Origin of the sequence: Escherichia sp. E.sYA108 (genome assembly GCF_011754335.1) — a bacterium.
In the GTDB taxonomy this organism is placed as follows: domain Bacteria; phylum Pseudomonadota; class Gammaproteobacteria; order Enterobacterales; family Enterobacteriaceae; genus Escherichia; species Escherichia coli.
Map to the genome: position 1 here is coordinate 2,243,351 of NZ_JAAQVZ010000001.1, position 20,918 is coordinate 2,264,268.

Sequence of the window (20,918 nt, forward strand, 5' to 3'; positions counted from 1 at the left end):
CGTTAACGTAACGGCATAATGGGGGTGATATGTCCATTATGCCGGGCGGGCGGCGGTTGGCTGCCCGCCAGCCATTTGGGAAAATCACGTAGCGGCATCGGCTGTGCGTACAAATACCCTTGCAAAATATGCACGCCATGACTGCGCAAATACTTCGCCTGTTCTTGCGTTTCTACGCCCTCCGCCACCAGTTCAATATTCAGTCTTTGCGCCAGTGCGATGATGATATCGGTCACCGTCGAGTTAACCGCGTCAGAACCTATAGCTGCGGTAAATGACTTATCAATTTTCAGCACGTCAGGACGTAATGTTTCAAGCCAGGAAAACGAACTGTTGCCGGTGCCGAAGTCATCAATCGCCAGTTTGACGTTTTTACGATGCAGCTCGCGGGCAATCCGATAATCAACATCCAGTAAGGCATCGCGTTCGGTGATTTCGAGGATCAGTTGCTGAATCGGGTGAGCGCTAAACCAGTACTGATTGAGATCTTTTATCAGCACACCACGGCGAAAATGACTGGGTGCGACGTTAATGCCAACATGAAACTGACTACTCATTGGGAAAACATGGCGCTGACGAATGGTTTCTGCCATCACATAGCGGGTTAGTGGCACAATTAAATGATGTTCTTCCGCGATAGGAATAAACACATCCGGTGAAATCCAGCCCTGACGCGGATTGTTCCAGCGCAGCAAAATCTCTACACCAATACATTGCTGGCTGCGCGCATTAAGCAAAGGCTGACAGAACAATTCGAACTCATGTTGCGCCAGGCCCAGATTGATCTCGCGGGAAAAGCTCATTCGGTAAGCGGTCGCCAGCCAGGCGATGTAGCCCACCAGTAAACTTAGCAGTACCGCCAGCGGTAATTGTGTTGGAAGATAGTGCCATGCCAGCGCCGTAGCCCCCGGGCCATTAACGTTAATGGTAAAAGGAAAGCGTTGCGAAGAAACCTGATAGTTTTCATTATTTTCAGGTTGCGGAAGGGAATCTACCAGCCCATTACCATAGAGCAAATGCCGACTGTCCACCGTCAGGCTGGCGCTACTGATTTGCGGCAGTTGTGGTTCAAGGAGCATTGCCGTCAGTAAGTCGATGTTAATCATCTCCATGACCCCAGCATTGCTACTGCCCGCTGCAGGCGTCCATTGAATCAAAACCGGACTGCCTTTTATCAGGGCACGGTCGGTCGTCAGTCGTAAAAGTGGTTGCGGTGCAGGAAGTTCAGCCAGAATGTCCACGACGGGCACATTGCGATAACCAAAAATGCTGGAGCAATAAAGTGTGCCGTCTTGCACCAGGCCAATGGATCGCACAGTTTGGAGTTTTGCAGCCTGTTTACGTAATGGCAAATGGGTGACAGAGCAGGGCAGACCAATCAGCGGAAGCAAGACTTCGCTACCTGCCTGTAGGGGAAGCAGTACTTTATCTAATTCCTCTACAGCGTGATTGGCGAATTGTACTACCCGTTGTTGATTTAAGTTACGCTGTGAAATAAATCGCACGCTCAGGGTCGAAGCGAGCGTAACGAGTGCGCAAATCGTACAAACAATCATTCGATTACGGCGATAGGTTTTAATGATCCGTTGTGCTTTTTGCATGCGGGCCACCCTGTAAGCGTATGGCGACAAACGCCTGACGCAACAGTGGAAGTGTAGTGGGGAAAATTACAGCAGACGAGAAAGCGGGAATAAATTCGCCCATCCGTTGCAGATGGGCGAGTAAGAAGTATTAGTCACACTGGACTTTGATTGCCAGACCACCGCGTGAGGTTTCGCGGTATTTAGCGTTCATGTCCTTACCGGTTTCGTACATCGTTTCGATGACCTTATCCAGCGAGACGCGCGGTGCACTGGTGCGGCGCAGAGCCATCCGTGCGGCGTTAATCGCCTTCACAGAGGCAATGGCATTACGTTCAATGCACGGCACCTGAACTTGCCCTGCAACGGGGTCGCAGGTCAGACCGAGGTTGTGCTCCATGCCAATTTCCGCTGCCACACAAACCTGTTCCGGGCTACCGCCCAACAGCTCGGCAAGGCCCGCAGCAGCCATTGAACAGGCAACACCTACTTCGCCCTGGCAACCGACTTCCGCACCGGAAATAGACGCGTTCATTTTATACAGTGCACCAATCGCGCCCGCTGCCATAAAGTAACGGGTATAGATGTCCGGGCTAACTGATTCAATAAAGTGGTCATAGTAAGCCAGCACTGCCGGAACGATACCGCAGGCACCGTTAGTTGGCGCAGTTACCACACGGCCACCGGCGGCGTTTTCTTCGTTAACTGCCAGCGCAAACATGTTTACCCAGTCAATGACATTCATCGGATCGTTAGACAGTTTATCGCTGGAAACCAGCATCCGGCGCAGGGCCGACGCACGACGTGGCACGCGCAACGGGCCTGGCAGTACGCCTTCGGTATTCATCCCGCGATCGATACATGCCTGCATGGTTTGCCAGACATGCGCGAAATACTCGTCGATCTCTTTCTTGCTGTGCAGCGCCAGTTCGTTTTGCATAGCGAGACCAGACAGCGAAAAGCCGGTTTCATTACAGTACGCGAGCAGTTCGGTGGCAGATTTGAACGGATACGGCACGCTCACTTCGTTGGCAGCATCCTGACCAAAGTGTTCTTCATCGACGATAAAACCGCCGCCGATGGAATAATAAGTTTTGCTGTAGACGACTTCATCGCCGTTATAGGCGTGGATTTGCATACCGTTTTCATGCAGCGGCAGGTTACCGTTATGAAAACGCATCCCGTTGTCGCGCGGGAAATCCACTTCATGCCGTCCCTGTGCCAGCAGCAGACGTTCGCGCTCTTCTACGTCGCGAATAAAACCGGGAATACTGTCGATATCCACGGTGGCAGGTTCGTTACCTGCAAGACCCATAATAATGGCGATATCGGTGTGGTGGCCTTTACCCGTCAGCGACAGTGAACCATAAACGTCCACGGCAACGCGAGTAACGCTATCCAGTAAGCCTTTTTCGACCAGATCATCGACGAACTGTTTACCCGCCTTCATAGGCCCTACGGTATGGGAAGATGAGGGACCAATCCCCACCTTAAACATGTCGAATAGACTAATCACGATAATACTCCTGACAAGGTGACTGGACTTCCAGTAACGAACTAATAACAGCGCATAGTGTAAGAGGGAACGCGGCGACAGGCTTAACTATTCACATGAATTAAACTAATCAAAAACCGCGATTTAACTAATATTGCGATGATTGTCTCAAGTAGTGTTTTGTAGATGTAAAGATAAGTATAGTCAGGGTTTCACACCAATTTGCAGCGCCAGCTCACGAATTATGCCTGCGGTCATTCCCCATACAAAATACTGTTCGTACCAGGACAGCCATACCCGATGTGAATCGCCACGGCGGTAGATATCTAAAGGGTGATAACGACCCAGATGTAATGCCTGGGCGAGCGGCATTTCAAAGACCGCCGAGACTTCATCTTCACTGGCGCGATACGGCAGATCGGGCGGGATAATGCCGACCACCGGGGTTACCTGGTAGCCAGTTACGCTATCGACGGGCGGCAGCACGCCAATAACTTCAACGGCAGAAGGCGGTATAGCGACCTCTTCTTCAGCTTCGCGCAGCGCGGCGGCGATAACGGATGTGTCCGTGTCATCGACTGCACCTCCAGGGAATGCCACTTGTCCGGCGTGTTTACGCAGATGAATCGAACGCTGAGTCAGCAACAACCCCGGTTGCGGTCGACGGACGATGGGGATTAACACGGCAGCCTGACGATGATTTAGGGTTTCCCGGTTAATTTGCGGGCGCAAAAGTTGAAAGCGCGATAAAAAATCATCAAGCGTCAGGCTACGGTATTCCACGTCTTACTTCTCCAGTTGGCGTAATATCTTATTAACTTTATCAAAAGTTTCCTGATATTCCGCTTCTTCCTGGCTATCGGCGACAATTCCACCCCCCGCAGAGCAGTAAATTTGTCCGTTAATGGCAGTCAGCGTGCGGATAGTAATGCTGGTGTCCATGTTGCCGCAAAAGCTCAAATAGCCAATGCTGCCGCACCAGGCATTGCGTCGCTGCGGTTCCAGTTCGTCGATAATTTCCATAGCCCGTACTTTCGGAGCCCCGGTTATTGAGCCACCAGGAAAAGCCGCGCGCAGCAGATCGCTGGCGTGTAACTGTTCTGGTAGTTGCGCCGTTATGGTGCTGACCAGATGATGCACGGCAGGGAAGGGTTCCACCACGAACAGCTCTGGTACTTTTACCGAACCTGCTACGGCAACACGACCGATATCATTACGCATTAAATCGACAATCATCAGATTTTCGGCACGATCTTTCGCTGAGTTCGCCAGTTTTTCTGCTTGTTTGCTATCTTCCTGAGGATCGGGCAGGCGTGGTAGCGTGCCTTTAATCGGGCGGGTCTGGATTTCACTATTATCACAAAGAATAAACCGCTCTGGCGAAAGGCTTAAAATTGCACTCTGTTCAAGACGTAAAAAAGCGCTAAATGGCGCGCGGTTGGCCTGATTAAGCTGAAGGAATGCCTGCCATTCATCGCCAGAATAGGTCGCATGAAAACGCTGGGCGAGATTCACCTGATAGCAATCACCGCTGTGCAGATATTCCTGTACCTGGCGAAATTTTTCGCCGTACTGCTCGCGGGTCATATTGGATTGCCAGTCGGAAGTGAGCGTGAAATCTTCCTGCGGCGAGAATTGCTGGCTTTCCAGCCAGGCCCGACGAGCATTGACATCATTATGACTCAGCAAAGAAACTGTTTGACGCTGGTGGTCAACAACCAGCGCCCAGTCGTAGATACCCACAGCCATATCCGGCAGAACGATATCTTGCTGTGCAATTTCTGGCAGTGACTCAAAACGGCGGCCCAGATCGTAGCCAAACAACCCCAGCGCGCCGCCCTGAAATGGCAAATCTTCGTTATGCGCTGGGCGAATGTCTGCGCGATCCAGCACCTGCTGGAGCACCTGTAGCGGGTCATCAGTGGTCGTTGTGCGTTTTTCGCTTTCACTAACAACGGTTTCTTTACCGAAAGTGGTTAAAGTGCAAATCGGCTCGGCGACCACAATATCAAAGCGGCTATATGGATGATCGGCATAGCCGGAGTGTAAAAGCATCGCCCACGGCAGGTGGCTTAAGCGGGAGAAATAAAATTCAGCGGCGTCCTGACGCCAGGGTAAAGTAATCACAGCGGGAGATAACGTCTTCATCAGTCCTGACTCTACTGGCTATGTGCCGGGTAGCATGAAATAATTAGCGCCAACAATTTAGCAGGAGTTAACAATGTTTGCAGGTTTACCTTCACTCACCCATGAACAGCAGCAAAAAGCCGTCGAGCGGATCCAGGAACTGATGGCTCAAGGGATGAGCAGCGGCCAGGCAATCGCGCTGGTGGCAGAAGAGCTGCGTGCCAACCATTCCGGCGAGCGAATCGTGGCGCGTTTTGAGGATGAAGACGAGTAACACACTTATCCGTATCGCTTTCGTTATAGAAGCCGATGGTTATTTGATTGTGAGAAAAAGGACGCTTTTCATATGTGATTAAAAGCGTCCTGACCCATTTATGCTGATGTAAATTTAACTTAGACCAGTGCTTTTAGTTCTTCCTGCATATATGTTGAAAAGTATTCAGGATTTTTAATCACAATGCGTTCACCAGACTCCATTTTTTTTGCCCATCCAACCATTTTTTCCGTGAACCCCGGGTTCCAGCCTTCCAGGTCAGCTCGCGTCGTAATATCAGCGGCACTCGCGGGTACTCCCAGTTCTTTTAAATATTTAAAGATTCCCTTCGCCGTACTTTCATTCATCGAACTTGGTGTTGGTGCTGATACATCCATGGCACCAATGAAATCCAGGGCTTTATCTATTACAGCAGGCATATTCTTATCCTTAAAATTAACCATGTTATCGATAAGGCTATATATGACCTTAATTTGCATCTAATATCAAAGGGATTATAACGATATGGCACGAGTTAACCTGTTGACATTCAGGTGTTTTAAAGGTAGCAGCTCATGGTGTGTTATCCAGTAAGATGGAGAAAATTAATGGTCAGTCCTCACGCTATAACCAGATTGTTCAGGTAAGAAAGAAAACCAGAGATGCTAATCGAAGGGCGAACATAACGGCATGATTATGTTTATTTATATAGTTAGTTTTATAGATAAAATTGAAATTATAAAAATAAATAATGAATTAGCAGGAGCATCAACTGTAATATCTTAATCTCTGGTCGATTTATGCAAAACCGACCAGTATTGTCGATAAATTATCGTCTGACTTATTTTGCTTCGATAAAGCTTACACCGCAGCCACAATCTTAATTTCAACTTTATACTTCGGGTTCATCAAACCTGCTTGTACCGTGCAGCGCACCGGCGCATGACCCGCGACAACCCAGGCATCCCACGCTTTATTCATCGCCGCGAAGTCGTTTTTATCGGCCAGGAAAATGGTGGCATCCAGAATGCTCGATTTATTGCTGCCCTGTTTTTCCAGCACGGCGTCAATCTGCGCCAGCGTGTTGGCGGTTTGCTCAAAGGCATCGGCGTCGAGGTTTTCCGGTACACCAGTGTAGTAGAGCGTGTTGTTGTGGATTACCACATCAGACCAGCGGGCTTCGGCATCGATACGAACGATAGTCATCATTTTGTCCTCATTATACTTCCATTTTCGTGCTGCAAAGACTGCCACAATGTGAAGTCGCCGTCACCACTTCAACTGGCGAAAGCGCCCTCATCCTGACATAATCCCTGTTCAAATCAACAGGGGGTAGTGTGACGGACGATTTTGCACCAGACGGTCAGTTAGCGAAAGCGATACCCGGCTTTAAGCCGCGAGAGCCACAGCGACAGATGGCGGTAGCCGTCACCCAGGCGATAGAAAAAGGCCAGCCGCTGGTGGTGGAAGCAGGAACCGGTACGGGCAAAACCTACGCTTACCTGGCCCCTGCGCTGCGGGCGAAAAAGAAAGTCATAATCTCGACCGGCTCAAAAGCGTTGCAGGATCAGCTCTACAGCCGCGATTTGCCAACGGTCTCAAAGGCATTGAAATACACGGGCAATGTGGCGCTGCTGAAAGGGCGCTCAAACTACCTCTGCCTCGAACGTCTCGAACAGCAGGCGCTGGCGGGGGGCGATCTGCCGGTACAAATCTTAAGCGATGTGATCCTGCTGCGCTCCTGGTCTAATCAAACAGTCGATGGCGATATCAGCACCTGCGTCAGCGTGGCGGAAGATTCACAGGCGTGGCCGCTGGTCACCAGCACCAACGATAACTGCCTCGGCAGTGACTGCCCGATGTATAAAGATTGCTTTGTGGTCAAAGCACGCAAAAAAGCGATGGACGCCGATGTGGTGGTGGTGAATCATCATCTGTTTCTGGCGGATATGGTGGTGAAAGAGAGCGGTTTTGGCGAATTGATCCCGGAAGCGGACGTCATGATCTTCGACGAAGCCCACCAGCTGCCCGACATTGCCAGCCAGTATTTTGGTCAGTCACTCTCCAGTCGACAACTGCTCGACCTGGCAAAAGACATCACCATCGCCTACCGCACCGAATTAAAAGACACCCAGCAGTTACAAAAGTGCGCGGACCGTCTTGCCCAGAGTGCGCAGGATTTTCGCCTGCAACTCGGTGAGCCAGGTTATCGCGGTAACCTGCGTGAGCTGTTAGCTAATCCGCAAATTCAGCGGGCATTTTTACTGCTCGATGACACCCTGGAACTTTGTTATGACGTGGCGAAACTTTCGCTGGGGCGTTCCGCCTTGCTGGATGCGGCATTTGAACGCGCCACGTTATATCGCACGCGACTCAAACGGCTAAAAGAGATTAATCAGCCGGGTTACAGCTACTGGTACGAATGCACTTCGCGCCATTTTACTCTGGCTCTCACGCCGCTCAGCGTGGCGGATAAATTCAAAGAGTTAATGGCGCAAAAACCCGGTAGCTGGATCTTTACCTCAGCAACGCTGTCGGTGAACGACGATCTGCATCATTTCACCTCGCGGCTTGGCATTGAACAGGCAGAGTCGTTGCTGTTACCCAGCCCCTTCGATTACAGCCGCCAGGCGTTACTCTGTGTGCCGCGCAACCTGCCGCAAACCAATCAACCGGGTTCCGCACGGCAACTGGCGGCAATGCTGCGACCGATCATCGAAGCTAACAACGGTCGTTGTTTTATGCTTTGTACCTCGCACGCCATGATGCGCGATCTGGCCGAGCAGTTCCGCGCTACCATGACGCTTCCCGTTTTGTTGCAGGGGGAAACCAGCAAAGGGCAACTGTTGCAGCAATTTGTCAGCGCCGGTAACGCGCTTCTTGTGGCAACCAGCAGTTTCTGGGAAGGGGTGGACGTGCGTGGCGATACATTGTCATTGGTGATTATCGACAAATTGCCGTTTACCTCGCCGGATGATCCACTATTAAAAGCACGCATGGAAGATTGCCGTTTGCGCGGTGGTGATCCGTTCGATGAAGTACAACTGCCGGATGCGGTCATTACTCTCAAGCAGGGGGTAGGGCGATTGATTCGCGACGCCGACGATCGCGGCGTGCTGGTGATTTGCGATAATCGGCTGGTGATGCGCCCTTACGGCGCGACGTTTCTCGCCAGTCTGCCGCCAGCGCCGCGCACCCGTGACATTGCCCGTGCGGTTCGTTTCCTTGCGATACCATCCTCCAGGTAATTTGTTACGGAGTATGGTATGATGCGCGCCTTTTTATTGATCTAAGCACGAAGACCCATGCGAATTCTGGCTATCGATACCGCGACAGAGGCCTGCTCTGTCGCCCTGTGGAACGACGGTACTGTCAACGCTCATTTTGAGCTTTGCCCTCGTGAACATACTCAACGAATCTTACCGATGGTGCAGGATATCCTGACCACCAGCGGAACTTCCCTGACTGACATAAACGCTCTGGCTTACGGGCGCGGCCCCGGTAGCTTCACCGGCGTGCGCATTGGTATTGGCATTGCGCAAGGGCTGGCACTTGGCGCAGAGCTGCCGATGATTGGCGTCTCCACGCTAATGACGATGGCGCAAGGGGCGTGGCGCAAAAACGGCGCAACCCGCGTGCTGGCAGCTATTGACGCGCGAATGGGCGAAGTTTACTGGGCCGAATATCAGCGTGATGAAAACGGTATCTGGCACGGTGAAGAAACCGAAGCCGTACTCAAACCCGAACTCGTTCATGAACGAATGCAACAGCTTTCCGGCGAATGGGTGACAGTAGGGACGGGCTGGCAAGCCTGGCCGGATCTCGGTAAAGAGAGCGGGCTGGTTTTGCTCGATGGCGAAGTGTTACTGCCCGCTGCAGAAGATATGCTGCCGATTGCGTGCCAGATGTTTGCCGAGGGTAAAACGGTGGCGGTGGAACATGCTGAACCAGTTTATTTACGTAACAACGTCGCATGGAAGAAACTTCCGGGCAAAGAATGAATCTTAAGAGTATGCCCTGAGAAAAAAAGGAGTCGCATCATGGCGGTTCAAAAGAATGTTATCAAAGGCATACTGGCAGGTACGTTTGCGCTAATGCTGAGCGGTTGTGTTACTGTGCCAGACGCCATTAAAGGCAGCAGTCCCACGCCGCAACAAGATTTAGTTCGGGTGATGAGTGCGCCGCAGCTGTACGTTGGTCAGGAGGCTCGCTTTGGCGGCAAAGTGGTTGCGGTACAAAACCAGCAAGGGAAAACACGCCTGGAAATTGCCACCGTACCACTGGACAGCGGAGCCAGACCGACGCTGGGAGAACCTTCTCGCGGTCGCATTTATGCCGATGTGAACGGTTTTCTGGACCCGGTGGATTTCCGCGGACAACTGGTGACGGTAGTCGGGCCAATCACCGGTGCGGTTGACGGCAAAATCGGTAATACGCCCTATAAATTTATGGTGATGCAAGTAACGGGTTACAAACGTTGGCATTTAACCCAGCAGGTGATTATGCCGCCTCAGCCGATTGATCCATGGTTTTATGGCGGTCGTGGCTGGCCCTATGGCTACGGCGGATGGGGCTGGTATAATCCCGGCCCCGCGAGAGTACAAACAGTTGTAACTGAATAATTGCTTGTTTTTAAAGAAAAAGAAACAGCGGCCGGTCCGCTGTTTCTGCATTCTTACGGTAAAGATAAAAATAAATAGTGACGCGCTTCGCAACCTTTTCCTTGGGTAATTATCAAGCTGGTAAGATGAGTTAATATTATGTTAACAGTATGTTTATCACTTGGGGTTGCGATGACGACGAACGCGCATTTTAGAGGTGAAGAATTGAAGAAGGTTTGGCTTAACCGTTATCCCGCGGACGTTCCGACGGAGATCAACCCTGACCGTTATCAATCTCTGGTAGATATGTTTGAGCAGTCGGTCGCGCGCTACGCCGATCAACCCGCGTTTGTGAATATGGGGGAGGTGATGACCTTCCGCAAACTGGAAGAACGCAGTCGCGCGTTTGCCGCTTATTTGCAACAAGGGTTGGGGCTGAAGAAAGGCGATCGCGTTGCGTTGATGATGCCTAACTTATTGCAATATCCGGTGGCGCTGTTTGGCATTTTGCGTGCCGGGATGATCGTCGTAAACGTTAACCCGTTGTATACCCCGCGTGAGCTTGAGCATCAGCTTAACGATAGCGGCGCATCGGCGATTGTTATCGTGTCTAACTTTGCCCACACTCTGGAAAAAGTGGTTGATAAAACCGCCGTTCAGCACGTTATTCTGACCCGTATGGGCGATCAGCTATCTACGGCAAAAGGCACGGTAGTCAATTTCGTTGTTAAATACATCAAGCGTCTGGTGCCGAAATACCATCTGCCAGATGCCATTTCATTTCGTAGCGCCCTGCACAACGGCTACCGGATGCAGTACGTCAAACCAGAACTGGTGCCGGAAGATTTAGCTTTCCTGCAATACACCGGCGGCACCACTGGTGTGGCGAAAGGCGCGATGCTGACTCACCGCAATATGCTGGCGAACCTGGAACAGGTTAACGCGACCTATGGTCCGCTGTTGCATCCGGGCAAAGAGCTGGTGGTGACGGCGCTGCCGCTGTATCACATTTTTGCACTGACCATTAACTGCCTGCTGTTTATCGAACTGGGGGGGCAGAACCTGCTTATCACTAACCCGCGCGATATTCCAGGGCTGGTAAAAGAGTTAGCGAAATATCCGTTTACCGCTATCACTGGCGTTAACACCTTGTTCAATGCGTTGCTGAACAATAAAGAGTTCCAGCAGCTGGATTTCTCCAGTCTGCATCTTTCCGCAGGCGGTGGGATGCCTGTTCAGCAAGTGGTTGCAGAACGTTGGGTTAAACTGACTGGACAGTATCTGCTGGAAGGTTATGGCCTGACCGAGTGCGCGCCGCTGGTCAGCGTTAACCCGTATGATATTGATTATCATAGTGGTAGCATCGGTTTACCGGTGCCGTCGACGGAAGCCAAACTGGTGGATGATGATGATAATGAAGTACCACCTGGTCAACCAGGTGAGCTTTGTGTCAAAGGACCGCAGGTGATGCTGGGTTACTGGCAGCGTCCGGATGCTACCGATGAAATCATCAAAAATGGCTGGTTACACACCGGCGACATCGCGGTGATGGATGAAGAAGGATTCCTGCGCATTGTCGATCGTAAAAAAGACATGATTCTGGTTTCCGGTTTTAACGTTTATCCCAACGAGATTGAAGATGTCGTCATGCAGCATCCTGGCGTACAGGAAGTCGCGGCTGTTGGCGTACCTTCCGGCTCCAGTGGTGAAGCGGTGAAAATCTTCGTAGTGAAAAAAGATCCATCGCTTACCGAAGAGTCACTGGTGACCTTTTGCCGCCGTCAGCTCACGGGCTACAAAGTACCGAAGCTGGTGGAGTTTCGTGATGAGTTACCGAAATCTAACGTCGGAAAAATTTTGCGACGAGAATTACGTGACGAAGCGCGCGGCAAAGTGGACAATAAAGCCTGAGCGTTAAGTCAGTCGTCAGACGCCGGTTAATCCGGCGTTTTTTTTGACGCCCACTAAAGAGAATACAATTTGAATTACCAAATGATTACCACGGACGATGCGCTGGCTTCTTTGTGTGAAGCCGTCCGTGCCTTTCCGGCGATAGCCCTGGATACTGAATTTGTTCGTACGCGCACTTATTACCCGCAGCTGGGTTTAATTCAACTTTTTGATGGTGAGCATCTGGCGCTAATTGATCCTCTCGGGATCACCGACTGGTCACCGCTGAAAGCGATCCTGCGCGATCCGTCCATCACAAAATTTCTTCATGCAGGCAGTGAAGATCTGGAAGTGTTCCTCAATGTCTTTGGCGAATTACCACAACCCTTGATTGACACGCAAATCCTTGCTGCCTTCTGCGGACGCCCGATGTCATGGGGTTTCGCTTCCATGGTGGAAGAGTATTCCGGCGTTACGCTGGACAAGAGTGAATCGCGCACCGACTGGCTGGCCAGACCGCTGACCGAACGTCAGTGTGAATACGCAGCGGCGGATGTCTGGTATCTGTTACCGATCACCGCAAAGCTTATGGTAGAAACGGAGGCCTCCGGCTGGCTACCTGCGGCGCTGGATGAATGCCGCCTGATGCAAATGCGTCGTCAGGAAGTCGTTGCGCCGGAAGACGCCTGGCGTGATATCACCAATGCCTGGCAATTACGCACACGCCAACTGGCCTGTCTGCAACTGTTAGCCGACTGGCGATTGCGCAAGGCGCGAGAGCGCGATCTGGCGGTGAACTTTGTCGTGCGTGAAGAGCATTTGTGGTCGGTAGCGCGTTATATGCCGGGAAGTCTGGGCGAACTGGACAGCCTGGGCTTATCCGGTAGCGAAATCCGCTTCCACGGTAAAACGTTGCTGGCGCTGGTGGAAAAAGCGCAGGCATTGCCGGAAGAGGCCTTACCGCAGCCGATGCTTAACCTGATGGACATGCCGGGTTATCGTAAAGCGTTTAAAGCGATTAAGTCGCTGATTACTGACGTCAGCGAAACGCACAAGATCAGCGCCGAATTGCTGGCATCGCGTCGGCAAATCAACCAATTGCTGAACTGGCACTGGAAACTGAAACCGCAGAACAATTTGCCGGAGCTGATTTCCGGCTGGCGTGGTGAGCTGATGGCGGAAGCATTACACAATTTATTGCAGGAATATCCACAGTAAAATCTTCCGAAGCCGGACTGGGCGCGCTCAGTCCGGCTTCGGCAAACTACAAATCCAACAGCAGGCGGTTCAAATGAACTTATTTGAGCTTAACGCAAAATGCGCTCGACACCACGACGAGTAAATACCGATTCCTGAATGACGACTTCATTCTCTGTTCCTTCATTTACTCTACCGCCTGGCGAGGAATATTCGCCTTCGGTGTTTTTCCGGACCACGTAAAAATCGATGTCGCCAGGCTGTTTCCCGCCAGTGGTCATTTAGTACAAGTGCTACCGGAATATTACCAGCCAGCGAATGTCTGGGCCGTTTATGTTTCAAAGCTGTCGACGTCAGCGAAAGTGCGGATAACGGTAGAATTTTTACGCCAGTATTTTGCCGAGCACTACCCGAATTTTTCACTGGAGCAGGCCTGATTAATGATTCAATTATCGGGTTGATATCGGGTTAAAACCTGATTTTCTCCTTTCTAAGCCGCTACAGATTGGTTAGCATATTCACCTTTAATCGCGCATGATCGAAAGATAATTAAAGAGGTTAATGTGTTCGCTGAATACGGGGTTCTGAATTACTGGACCTATCTGGTTGGGGCCATTTTTATTGTGTTGGTGCCAGGGCCAAATACCCTGTTTGTACTCAAAAATAGCGTCAGTAGCGGTATGAAAGGCGGTTATCTTGCGGCCTGTGGTGTATTTATTGGCGATGCGGTATTGATGTTTCTGGCATGGGCTGGAGTGGCGACATTAATTAAGACCACCCCGATATTATTCAACATCGTACGTTATCTTGGTGCGTTTTATTTGCTCTATCTGGGGAGTAAAATTCTCTACGCGACCCTGAAAGGTAAAAATAGCGAGACCAAATCCGATGAGCCCCAATACGGTGCCATTTTTAAACGCGCGTTAATTTTGAGCCTGACTAATCCGAAAGCCATTTTGTTCTATGTGTCGTTTTTCGTACAGTTTATCGATGTTAATGCCCCACATACGGGAATTTCATTCTTTATTCTGGCGACGACGCTGGAACTGGTGAGTTTCTGCTATTTGAGCTTCCTGATTATTTCTGGGGCTTTTGTCACGCAGTACATACGTACCAAAAAGAAACTGGCTAAAGTGGGCAACTCACTGATTGGTTTGATGTTCGTGGGTTTCGCCGCCCGACTGGCGACGCTGCAATCCTGATGCTTTCAGCCCGCGTTGCCGCGGGCTTCCCACCTGTAATCCTCCCTGATTCTTCTCTGATCCGGTGCTAAAAAGTAACCAATAAATGGTATTTAAAATGCAAATTATCAGGCGTACCCTGAAACGGCTGGAATAAACCGTTTTCAGCGCATTCACCGAAGGAGGGAAAAGGATGCTGCAAATCCCACAGAATTATATTCATACGCGCTCAACGCCTTTCTGGAATAAACAAACTGCGCCTGCCGGAATATTCGAACGTCATCTTGATAAAGGAACGCGCCCGGGGGTTTACCCACGCCTTTCCGTTATGCATGGGGCGGTCAAATATCTCGGCTACGCTGATGAACACAGTGCAGAGCCTGATCAGGTGATCCTTATCGAAGCGGGGCAGTTTGCGGTGTTCCCTCCAGAAAAGTGGCACAACATTGAAGCCATGACTGACGATACTTATTTCAACATTGACTTCTTCGTTGCTCCTGAAGTCCTGATGGAAGGCACGCAACAACGGAAAGTCATTCATAACGGGAAATGAATCATGGGCAAAGCAACGTATACCGTGACCGTCACCAATAACAGCAATGGCGTTTCTGTCGATTATGAAACAGAGACGCCGATGACTTTGCTGGTGCCAGAAGTGGCGGCTGAAGTGATAAAAGATCTGGTGAATACCGTGCGTTCTTATGACACGGAAAACGAACATGATGTTTGTGGTTGGTAATTATCACTGATCGTTGATGGCGCAATTTCTGCGCCATCGCAAAAAATTCCTCCGTGATGCTCGTCACAAATCTTACCCTCCCGATGTTGTGCTATGCTTTTTATCAGCGACTAACCCGCTAATGCAAAACAGATAAGTGAGGAAACAATGGGCATTCTGTCATGGATTATTTTTGGGCTTATTGCCGGTATTCTGGCGAAGTGGATCATGCCAGGTAAAGATGGTGGTGGATTCTTTATGACTATCCTGCTGGGGATAGTCGGTGCCGTAGTCGGCGGATGGATCAGCACGCTGTTTGGCTTTGGTAAAGTCGATGGCTTCAATTTTGGCAGCTTCGTGGTTGCCGTTATTGGTGCGATTGTTGTGCTATTTATCTACAGGAAGATTAAAAGTTAACGCGTAAATTGCACAAAGGCTGCACACAGGCAGCCTTTGCTATTTTTTTAGATGTGACGTTACCACCATCCCAGCTCAGTGCCGAGTACGACAATAATCGCCACACCCATCATAATAATCGTTGTTTTTTTCATCTTTATGCTCCCGGGGCAGCATAGCCGCCAATAAAAAACCATGCTAAAAATACGACCGCTGTAATAAAGATTACAACCGGAAAAATAATACCGATTCGCATGTTATCACCAATCAAAAGGATGTGAATACGCCTCAGGAATGTAGCGCTGAATGCGTGACAAAAGGTGTTTTCTGTTTATGTTTTTTCTCCTGATACATCGCGATATCGGCAGCATGCAGGGCACTGTCTGCATCGGTCGTTTCAGGATCGACTTCTACTATGCCAAGACTGGCACCAGGATAATACAAATCAACATCACCTAAGTGATATTCTCCGCGTATTTGTTGTTGAATACGTTCTCGCAGCGACGAAATATCCGCATTCTCGTTGTTCAGTGAAACAACCAAAAACTCATCACCGCCGAGACGACCAATAACTTCGCCATTTTGCTGGAGCGTATTAAGGCGCTCGCCAACCTGAATGAGAAACAGATCGCCACTATTATGACCAAAACGATCATTGATTAATTTGAAGTTATCCAGATCGATAAACGCGATCATTATCTTATGGTTAAGATGCCGGGCGAGAGAAAACAGCGTCGTCAGATTTTCAAAAATCGCCCGCCGATTCGGTAGCCCGGTTAACGAGTCGGTATACGATTGCGCAATCAGCGCAGCATTAGCTTCGCGCAGCTGTTCAACCAGTGCCTCTTTTTGAATATATTGTGCAATCAGTCCGGCGAATAACTGTAAGACCTGTTCCGCGCGTTCACTCCACTGGCGCTTCTCACTGCTGGCGGCGCAAAGCGTGCCATAGAATGATCCATCCGGTAAGTGAATTGGCGTGCTCAGAAATGTGGTGATGCCAAGATTGCGTGCCGCAATACAGTCGCCCCAACGGTCAGGGACTTCATCGCTGAAAAAGCAGTTTTCATCAATGGCGCGTTTGCATAACGAGTAATCCCACGAGACGGTAAAATTCTCCGGGATGTGCATTTTCTGGCTATTACGGGCAAACATTATATGCTGCAGGCGCGCTTCGACATCCACTTTGGTCAGGTAGGTTGACTCCATATCAGTGACCATTTCCAGCATCTCCAGAAGCTGTCGAACCAGACTTTCCAGTGACTGTTCTTTGGCAAGGGATTGCGAGACGCGGGCGATAATCTGATCTGACACGAAACAACTCCAGGATACGGCGGGTAAATGCTGATAATTTAATCTTTGCAGGCATGATAAAACATCATCAACAAAGATGAAACAAGGCGTAATATGTTTTGAGTGAATGTAATAAAAATAGTGCTGCAAAACAAAACGATACAGCGATACTCTAAGCCTGGATAAATATGTGAGATCAATAAATGAAAATTATCAGTTTTGTTCTGCCTTGCTTGCTGGTCCTGGCTGGTTGTTCAACCCCTTCTCAGCCAGAAGCACCTAAACCGCCGCAGATTGGTATGGCAAATCCGGCGTCGGTCTATTGCCAGCAGAAGGGCGGGACGCTCATTCCTGTGCAGACAGCGCAAGGGGTCAGCAACAATTGCAAATTACCGGGCGGTGAAACGATTGATGAATGGGCATTGTGGCGACGGGACCATCCGGCTGGTGAAAAATAACCGCCGGATGCTGTACTAAAATCACAAGCTACGTAGCCAGTCTGCCAGCACCAGCGCATGGTTCTGCGTGGTGTTTTTTGCTGAGTAGAGCAGGGTCAGCGGCTGTTTTTTGGCGATGTCTGCCAGCCGCTTTCCTTCTTGCTCGTGTTGCGCCAGTTCTGCAAGATATTGCTCGCGAAAGGTTGCAAAATCGACGACTTCGCCGTGAAAGGCTTTGCGCAGCTCCGTTGACGGCGTGATTTCTTTATCCCATTCATCAAGGGCTAAATCGGTTTTTTTGATACCGCGTGGCCAGAGGCGGTCGACCAGTACGCGATAACCATCGCTCTGTTCAGCCGGATCATAAACGCGTTTGCACTGAATATTCATCGTATTTGTTCTCCCTTTCACGCATGATTTGTCACGTCACTATAGCACCGGATATTAGCGAATTTCTTTGTCTCTCCCGGCGCAAAGTCCGAAAATCGCCATCAGTAGTGAAAGTATTGCAACACCCAGCAGTGGTACGGACCAGTCACCGTTAGCATCGTGTATTTTACCCATCAGCGGCGGCCCACAGGCTGCCAGCAAATACCCGACGGATTGTGCCATCCCCGAGAGTGCCGCCGCCTGATGCGCAGAACTTGCCCGCAGACCAATGAACGTCAACCCCAGTATCATTGTTGCGCCGGAACCAAAACCGAAAAGCAGAGTCCAGGTGATCGCGTGTGCTGGCATAAAGCAGAGCCCAACCGCGCCCACTGCGCACATCAAGGCAACGAACGCTGCAATACCACGCTGATCTTTCATATGATGTAAGAAAAGTGGGATCAGCAAACCGGGAGCTGCTGTGGCTAGTTGCAGCAAACCATGCAGTGAACCCGCCTGTGCTTCGCTATAGCCGTGACTGATGAGAATCGCCGGAAGCCAGCCAATAATCACGTAATAGACCAGTGAGTTGATCCCAAGAAACAATGTTACCTGCCAGGCAAGCGGCGAACGCAAGATACCCCGAGTATGTAAGGCGCGTGAGGTACTCAAATTTGCATGTTGTTGACTTCGCCACTGTGGCAGCCATAAAAAAAGAGCCAGCAGAGGAAAACACATCAGCATGAGCAACGCGCCTTGCCAGCCAAAACCGTTCAAAGCCAGCGGCACTACCATCGCCGATCCCAGTGCCGCCGCAGCTCCCATTGTCAGGGAATATGCGCCGGTAAGTCTGGCGACGGAATGAGGGAAATCGCGTTTAATTAATCCTGGCAGTAAGACATTGCCTAATGCAATCCCACCGCCAATGACCGCTGTACCGCCAAATAATAAGTAAGGCGAAGGGAGAGAGCGAATTGCGATACCTGCACAGATCAAAAGTAACGCGGCAAACAGGCTACGTTCCACACCAAAACGTCGCGCCACCGGGGCGGCCAGCGGTGAGATCAGCGCAAAGGCTAATAATGGCAGGGTGGTCAATAAGCCGGTTTGCGCCGTCGTTAGCGAGTAAGCGGAACGAATCGTATCCAGTAACGGTGCTGCGCCGGTAAAGGTGACGCGTAATGTTGTGGCAATCATCAGAATGCCAGCGATAAGGACAATCCTGTTTTTGCCGCTTAATGAAGTTGAACAGGTCATATGCTTCTCATTGTTACAAACGAGGCTGTACCTTACCGTTTTTATTGTTATGTTGAATCAAGCTAAAATGACAAAATATCGCTAAATTCGGACAAAATGATGCACAGGTTGAATCTCAATGGCTATGAACCCGACCGACACCATGAAGCCGCGGTCGCATTTTGTATTCACGCCGGAACGGATGAGTTAACCAGTCCTGTACATCAGCACCGCAAAGGGCAGTTGATACTGGCACTACATGGTGCAATTACCTGTACGGTGGAAAATGCTTTGTGGATGGTGCCGCCACAATATGCGGTTTGGATACCGGGCGGGGTGAAACATAGCAATCAAGTGACAGCTAACGCTGAACTCTGTTTTCTGTTTATCGAGCCCAGCGCAGTGACAATGCCGACAACATGTTGCACATTGAAAATATCGCCCTTATGCCGGGAATTAATTTTAACCCTGGCAAACAGGACGACGACTCAGCGTGCTGAGCCGATGACCCGCAGATTAATTCAGGTCCTGTTTGATGAACTCCCTCAGCAGCCACAACAACAGCTGCACCTGCCCGTTTCTTCTCATCCTAAAATCCGCACAATGGTGGAGATGATGGCGAAAGAGCCCGTCGAGTGGGGCTCATTGGGGCAATGGGCTGGCTTTTTTGCGATGAGTGAACGCAATCTTGCCCGGCTGATAGTGAAAGAGACGGGGTTGAGTTTTCGCCAGTGGCGTCAGCAGTTACAGCTGATTATGGCGCTTCAGGGATTAGTGAAAGGCGATACTGTACAGAAAGTTGCTCATACGCTGGGGTATGATTCAACAACGGCCTTTATTACAATGTTTAAGAAAGGCCTGGGACAAACGCCAGGCCGATATATTGCGGGATTAACTACTGTTTCCCCACAATCAGCGAAACCAGACCCGCGGCAATAAGCGGGCCGACCGGTACGCCGCGAAACAGCGCCACGCCTAAAACAGTACCTACCAGCAGCCCGGCGACCAGTTGCGGCTGGCTGCCCATTAACGTCACGCCGCGCCCACCCAGCCAGGAGACAATAACGCCGACTGCAATTGCCACCAGCGATTTCCAGTTCAGAAACGAGTGAATCAGGGTTGAGGGCGGTAGCGTCCCGCTGGCGATGGGGGCCATAACGCCAATCGTCAGAATGATTATCCCGATACTTAGCCCCTGTTTTTCAATCCACGGGAAAAAGGTGCTTAACGGTGTGACGCGGACAATGATTAACACCAGAATTGAAACGGCGACAGTGGTGTTATGACTGATAAAGCCCAGCGCAGCTAACCCGAGCAGGATCAGCAAAGTGACATCAAACATCGTGGTTTCCTTGCCAAAAAATAATAAGCCTGCTTACTTTACGCTTGCTGCAGGCAGGAAGTAGAAAATCTTTACGTTTTCTGCATAAAAAATCAGGCGAACTGTCATCAAACTGCCATTTGTGCACGCTAACAATAACGTGAAAACAGCTATCTCCCGGGGGCATACTATGAACGATCAAATGTTCGTCGAGACACTGATTATCACGTCATCGTTTTTTGCCATTGCTGCTGTGCTGGTTTTGTCCGTTCTGCTTATTGAACGGACAGGCTAGTTACGCAGTGCGGCGGAAATTGACCAGTTCTGGTTGCGCAATACGCAAATAATCCGCGGTTTTCAAAATAACGGATTTATCCAGCATGCCTGCATTGAAGGCGATTTCATCAAATCGTTCGAAGAGTAGGGGGTCGGCAACCAGTTTGAGTTTTGGATGGAAGCTGAAAGGGGGGATCGCGCCGAAGACACAGCCTGTGAGTTCATCGACTTCCGCCGGGCTGGCCAACGAAGCGCGTAATCCGCCTATATGGCTGGCGAGTTGGCTCAGATCGGCCTGTTGATCGGCAGCGAGGATCGCCAGAACATGTTGATTTACGCCATTGCCTTTGACTTTACATACCAGTGCCTTAGCCCCCTGGCCTAAAGCGGTGCCACGAATTTCTGACACCGCTTCACATTTACCTACCGCTTCATGGGTAACGACGCGGAAGTTAGCACCTTCTTGTGATAATAAAGCGATTAACCGCTGATGCGTCACGCTTTCTTTAGCCATTTCAGTCATTTCATGCTCCTGAGATTACAAGCAA

General features: G+C 50.4%; 26 protein-coding genes and 2 pseudogenes. 14 read left to right on the forward strand and 14 right to left on the reverse strand.

Annotated elements, in window-relative coordinates:
• Positions 1-2 precede the first annotated feature (2 nt).
• The 4 genes from HBM92_RS10460 to pabB all read right to left on the reverse strand — a co-directional run bounded on the left by HBM92_RS10460 (position 3) and on the right by pabB (position 5,223).
• The gene (locus HBM92_RS10460; RefSeq protein ID WP_001304300.1) at positions 3-1,601 is read right to left on the reverse strand and encodes an EAL domain-containing protein; all 1,599 of its coding nucleotides are present in this window, start codon (positions 1,599-1,601) and stop codon (positions 3-5) included.
• 130 nt (positions 1,602-1,731) lie between these two features.
• A complete protein-coding gene (gene sdaA, locus HBM92_RS10465; protein WP_000624295.1) occupies positions 1,732-3,096 on the reverse strand; it encodes an L-serine ammonia-lyase in 1,365 nt (454 codons plus the stop codon).
• 183 nt (positions 3,097-3,279) lie between these two features.
• Entirely contained in the window at positions 3,280-3,858 is a 579-nt protein-coding gene (locus tag HBM92_RS10470; protein WP_000456733.1) for a CoA pyrophosphatase, read from the reverse strand.
• A gap of 3 nt (positions 3,859-3,861) precedes the next feature.
• Positions 3,862-5,223, reverse strand: a complete 1,362-nt coding sequence (pabB, locus tag HBM92_RS10475) for an aminodeoxychorismate synthase component 1 (protein WP_000855013.1) — start codon at positions 5,221-5,223, stop codon at positions 3,862-3,864.
• Between the two features lie 73 nt (positions 5,224-5,296).
• On the opposite strand from pabB, the gene HBM92_RS10480 reads away from it, so the two are divergent.
• The gene (locus tag HBM92_RS10480; protein ID WP_000457334.1) at positions 5,297-5,476 is read left to right on the forward strand and encodes a YoaH family protein; all 180 of its coding nucleotides are present in this window, start codon (positions 5,297-5,299) and stop codon (positions 5,474-5,476) included.
• A 119-nt stretch (positions 5,477-5,595) separates the two neighbouring features.
• On the opposite strand, the gene HBM92_RS10485 is transcribed toward HBM92_RS10480, so the two are convergent.
• Entirely contained in the window at positions 5,596-5,895 is a 300-nt protein-coding gene (locus HBM92_RS10485; RefSeq protein ID WP_001111997.1) for a DUF1889 family protein, read from the reverse strand.
• 421 nt (positions 5,896-6,316) lie between these two features.
• Complete coding sequence (locus HBM92_RS10490; RefSeq protein ID WP_001295493.1) at positions 6,317-6,661, reverse strand: RidA family protein; 345 nt, start codon at positions 6,659-6,661, stop codon at positions 6,317-6,319.
• 131 nt (positions 6,662-6,792) lie between these two features.
• Here HBM92_RS10490 and HBM92_RS10495 point away from each other — a divergent pair, with 131 nt between their 5' ends.
• The 5 genes from HBM92_RS10495 to rnd all read left to right on the forward strand — a co-directional run bounded on the left by HBM92_RS10495 (position 6,793) and on the right by rnd (position 13,164).
• A complete protein-coding gene (locus tag HBM92_RS10495; RefSeq protein WP_000128847.1) occupies positions 6,793-8,703 on the forward strand; it encodes an ATP-dependent DNA helicase in 1,911 nt (636 codons plus the stop codon).
• Between the two features lie 57 nt (positions 8,704-8,760).
• Positions 8,761-9,456 (forward strand): tRNA (adenosine(37)-N6)-threonylcarbamoyltransferase complex dimerization subunit type 1 TsaB, encoded by a 696-nt coding sequence (gene tsaB / locus HBM92_RS10500; protein ID WP_001220976.1) that lies wholly within the window; start codon positions 8,761-8,763, stop codon positions 9,454-9,456.
• A 39-nt stretch (positions 9,457-9,495) separates the two neighbouring features.
• Complete coding sequence (gene yeaY, locus HBM92_RS10505) at positions 9,496-10,077, forward strand: Slp family lipoprotein YeaY (protein WP_000290576.1); 582 nt, start codon at positions 9,496-9,498, stop codon at positions 10,075-10,077.
• Between the two features lie 204 nt (positions 10,078-10,281).
• Positions 10,282-11,967, forward strand: a complete 1,686-nt coding sequence (gene fadD, locus HBM92_RS10510) for a long-chain-fatty-acid--CoA ligase FadD (RefSeq protein WP_000758422.1) — start codon at positions 10,282-10,284, stop codon at positions 11,965-11,967.
• Positions 11,968-12,048: 81 nt separating this feature from the next.
• The gene (gene rnd / locus HBM92_RS10515) at positions 12,049-13,164 is read left to right on the forward strand and encodes a ribonuclease D (RefSeq protein ID WP_001296131.1); all 1,116 of its coding nucleotides are present in this window, start codon (positions 12,049-12,051) and stop codon (positions 13,162-13,164) included.
• Positions 13,165-13,256: 92 nt separating this feature from the next.
• Here the strand turns inward: rnd and HBM92_RS25300 are convergent.
• Positions 13,257-13,412: pseudogene (locus tag HBM92_RS25300) on the reverse strand (tartrate dehydrogenase); the annotation flags it as partial.
• Here HBM92_RS25300 and HBM92_RS25305 point away from each other — a divergent pair.
• From HBM92_RS25305 to HBM92_RS10540, 5 genes and pseudogenes are all read left to right on the forward strand, one after another.
• Positions 13,413-13,580 (forward strand): annotated as a pseudogene (locus HBM92_RS25305) (LysR family transcriptional regulator); the annotation flags it as partial. It lies immediately after the preceding pseudogene.
• A gap of 126 nt (positions 13,581-13,706) precedes the next feature.
• Positions 13,707-14,345 (forward strand): leucine efflux protein LeuE, encoded by a 639-nt coding sequence (gene leuE, locus HBM92_RS10525; protein ID WP_000457211.1) that lies wholly within the window; start codon positions 13,707-13,709, stop codon positions 14,343-14,345.
• A 172-nt stretch (positions 14,346-14,517) separates the two neighbouring features.
• Positions 14,518-14,877 (forward strand): DUF1971 domain-containing protein YeaR, encoded by a 360-nt coding sequence (gene yeaR / locus HBM92_RS10530; protein WP_000939318.1) that lies wholly within the window; start codon positions 14,518-14,520, stop codon positions 14,875-14,877.
• 3 nt (positions 14,878-14,880) lie between these two features.
• A complete protein-coding gene (locus HBM92_RS10535) occupies positions 14,881-15,063 on the forward strand; it encodes a DUF1869 domain-containing protein (RefSeq protein ID WP_000513737.1) in 183 nt (60 codons plus the stop codon).
• A gap of 147 nt (positions 15,064-15,210) precedes the next feature.
• Complete coding sequence (locus HBM92_RS10540; RefSeq protein WP_000512153.1) at positions 15,211-15,459, forward strand: GlsB/YeaQ/YmgE family stress response membrane protein; 249 nt, start codon at positions 15,211-15,213, stop codon at positions 15,457-15,459.
• Between the two features lie 59 nt (positions 15,460-15,518).
• Here the strand turns inward: HBM92_RS10540 and yoaJ are convergent, their stop codons facing one another.
• From yoaJ to dgcP, 3 genes are read right to left on the reverse strand one after another with little or no spacing between them, the layout of a single operon-like run.
• A complete protein-coding gene (yoaJ, locus tag HBM92_RS10545) occupies positions 15,519-15,593 on the reverse strand; it encodes a protein YoaJ (RefSeq protein WP_001386836.1) in 75 nt (24 codons plus the stop codon).
• Between the two features lie 2 nt (positions 15,594-15,595).
• The gene (locus HBM92_RS10550) at positions 15,596-15,694 is read right to left on the reverse strand and encodes a YoaK family small membrane protein (protein ID WP_001219350.1); all 99 of its coding nucleotides are present in this window, start codon (positions 15,692-15,694) and stop codon (positions 15,596-15,598) included.
• A 32-nt stretch (positions 15,695-15,726) separates the two neighbouring features.
• Positions 15,727-16,752: a diguanylate cyclase DgcP gene (dgcP, locus tag HBM92_RS10555; RefSeq protein ID WP_001283456.1), complete on the reverse strand. Its 1,026-nt coding sequence runs from the start codon at positions 16,750-16,752 to the stop codon at positions 15,727-15,729.
• A gap of 182 nt (positions 16,753-16,934) precedes the next feature.
• On the opposite strand from dgcP, the gene yoaF reads away from it, so the two are divergent.
• Positions 16,935-17,189, forward strand: coding sequence for a DUF333 domain-containing lipoprotein YoaF (yoaF, locus tag HBM92_RS10560; RefSeq protein ID WP_000691930.1), 255 nt, complete (start codon positions 16,935-16,937; stop codon positions 17,187-17,189).
• 21 nt (positions 17,190-17,210) lie between these two features.
• Here the strand turns inward: yoaF and HBM92_RS10565 are convergent, their stop codons facing one another.
• Together HBM92_RS10565 and nimT are read right to left on the reverse strand one after the other, a co-directional pair.
• The gene (locus HBM92_RS10565; protein ID WP_001025381.1) at positions 17,211-17,558 is read right to left on the reverse strand and encodes a DUF488 domain-containing protein; all 348 of its coding nucleotides are present in this window, start codon (positions 17,556-17,558) and stop codon (positions 17,211-17,213) included.
• Between the two features lie 54 nt (positions 17,559-17,612).
• Positions 17,613-18,794 (reverse strand): 2-nitroimidazole transporter, encoded by a 1,182-nt coding sequence (gene nimT / locus HBM92_RS10570; protein ID WP_000128510.1) that lies wholly within the window; start codon positions 18,792-18,794, stop codon positions 17,613-17,615.
• Between the two features lie 96 nt (positions 18,795-18,890).
• On the opposite strand from nimT, the gene nimR reads away from it, so the two are divergent.
• The gene (gene nimR / locus HBM92_RS10575) at positions 18,891-19,712 is read left to right on the forward strand and encodes a DNA-binding transcriptional regulator NimR (RefSeq protein ID WP_000972263.1); all 822 of its coding nucleotides are present in this window, start codon (positions 18,891-18,893) and stop codon (positions 19,710-19,712) included.
• Here the strand turns inward: nimR and HBM92_RS10580 are convergent.
• Positions 19,669-20,115, reverse strand: a complete 447-nt coding sequence (locus tag HBM92_RS10580; RefSeq protein WP_000460707.1) for a DUF441 domain-containing protein — start codon at positions 20,113-20,115, stop codon at positions 19,669-19,671. The two genes, nimR and HBM92_RS10580, sit on opposite strands and share 44 nt — an antisense overlap.
• 169 nt (positions 20,116-20,284) lie before the next feature.
• Between HBM92_RS10580 and yoaI the strand changes: the two genes are divergently transcribed.
• Complete coding sequence (gene yoaI, locus HBM92_RS10585; RefSeq protein ID WP_000999628.1) at positions 20,285-20,389, forward strand: small membrane protein YoaI; 105 nt, start codon at positions 20,285-20,287, stop codon at positions 20,387-20,389.
• On the opposite strand, the gene yeaK is transcribed toward yoaI, so the two are convergent.
• Positions 20,390-20,893 carry a mischarged aminoacyl-tRNA deacylase gene (gene yeaK / locus HBM92_RS10590; RefSeq protein WP_000138034.1) on the reverse strand — a complete coding sequence of 168 codons (504 nt, stop codon included), beginning with the start codon at positions 20,891-20,893 and terminating at the stop codon, positions 20,390-20,392.
• Positions 20,894-20,918 lie beyond the last annotated feature (25 nt).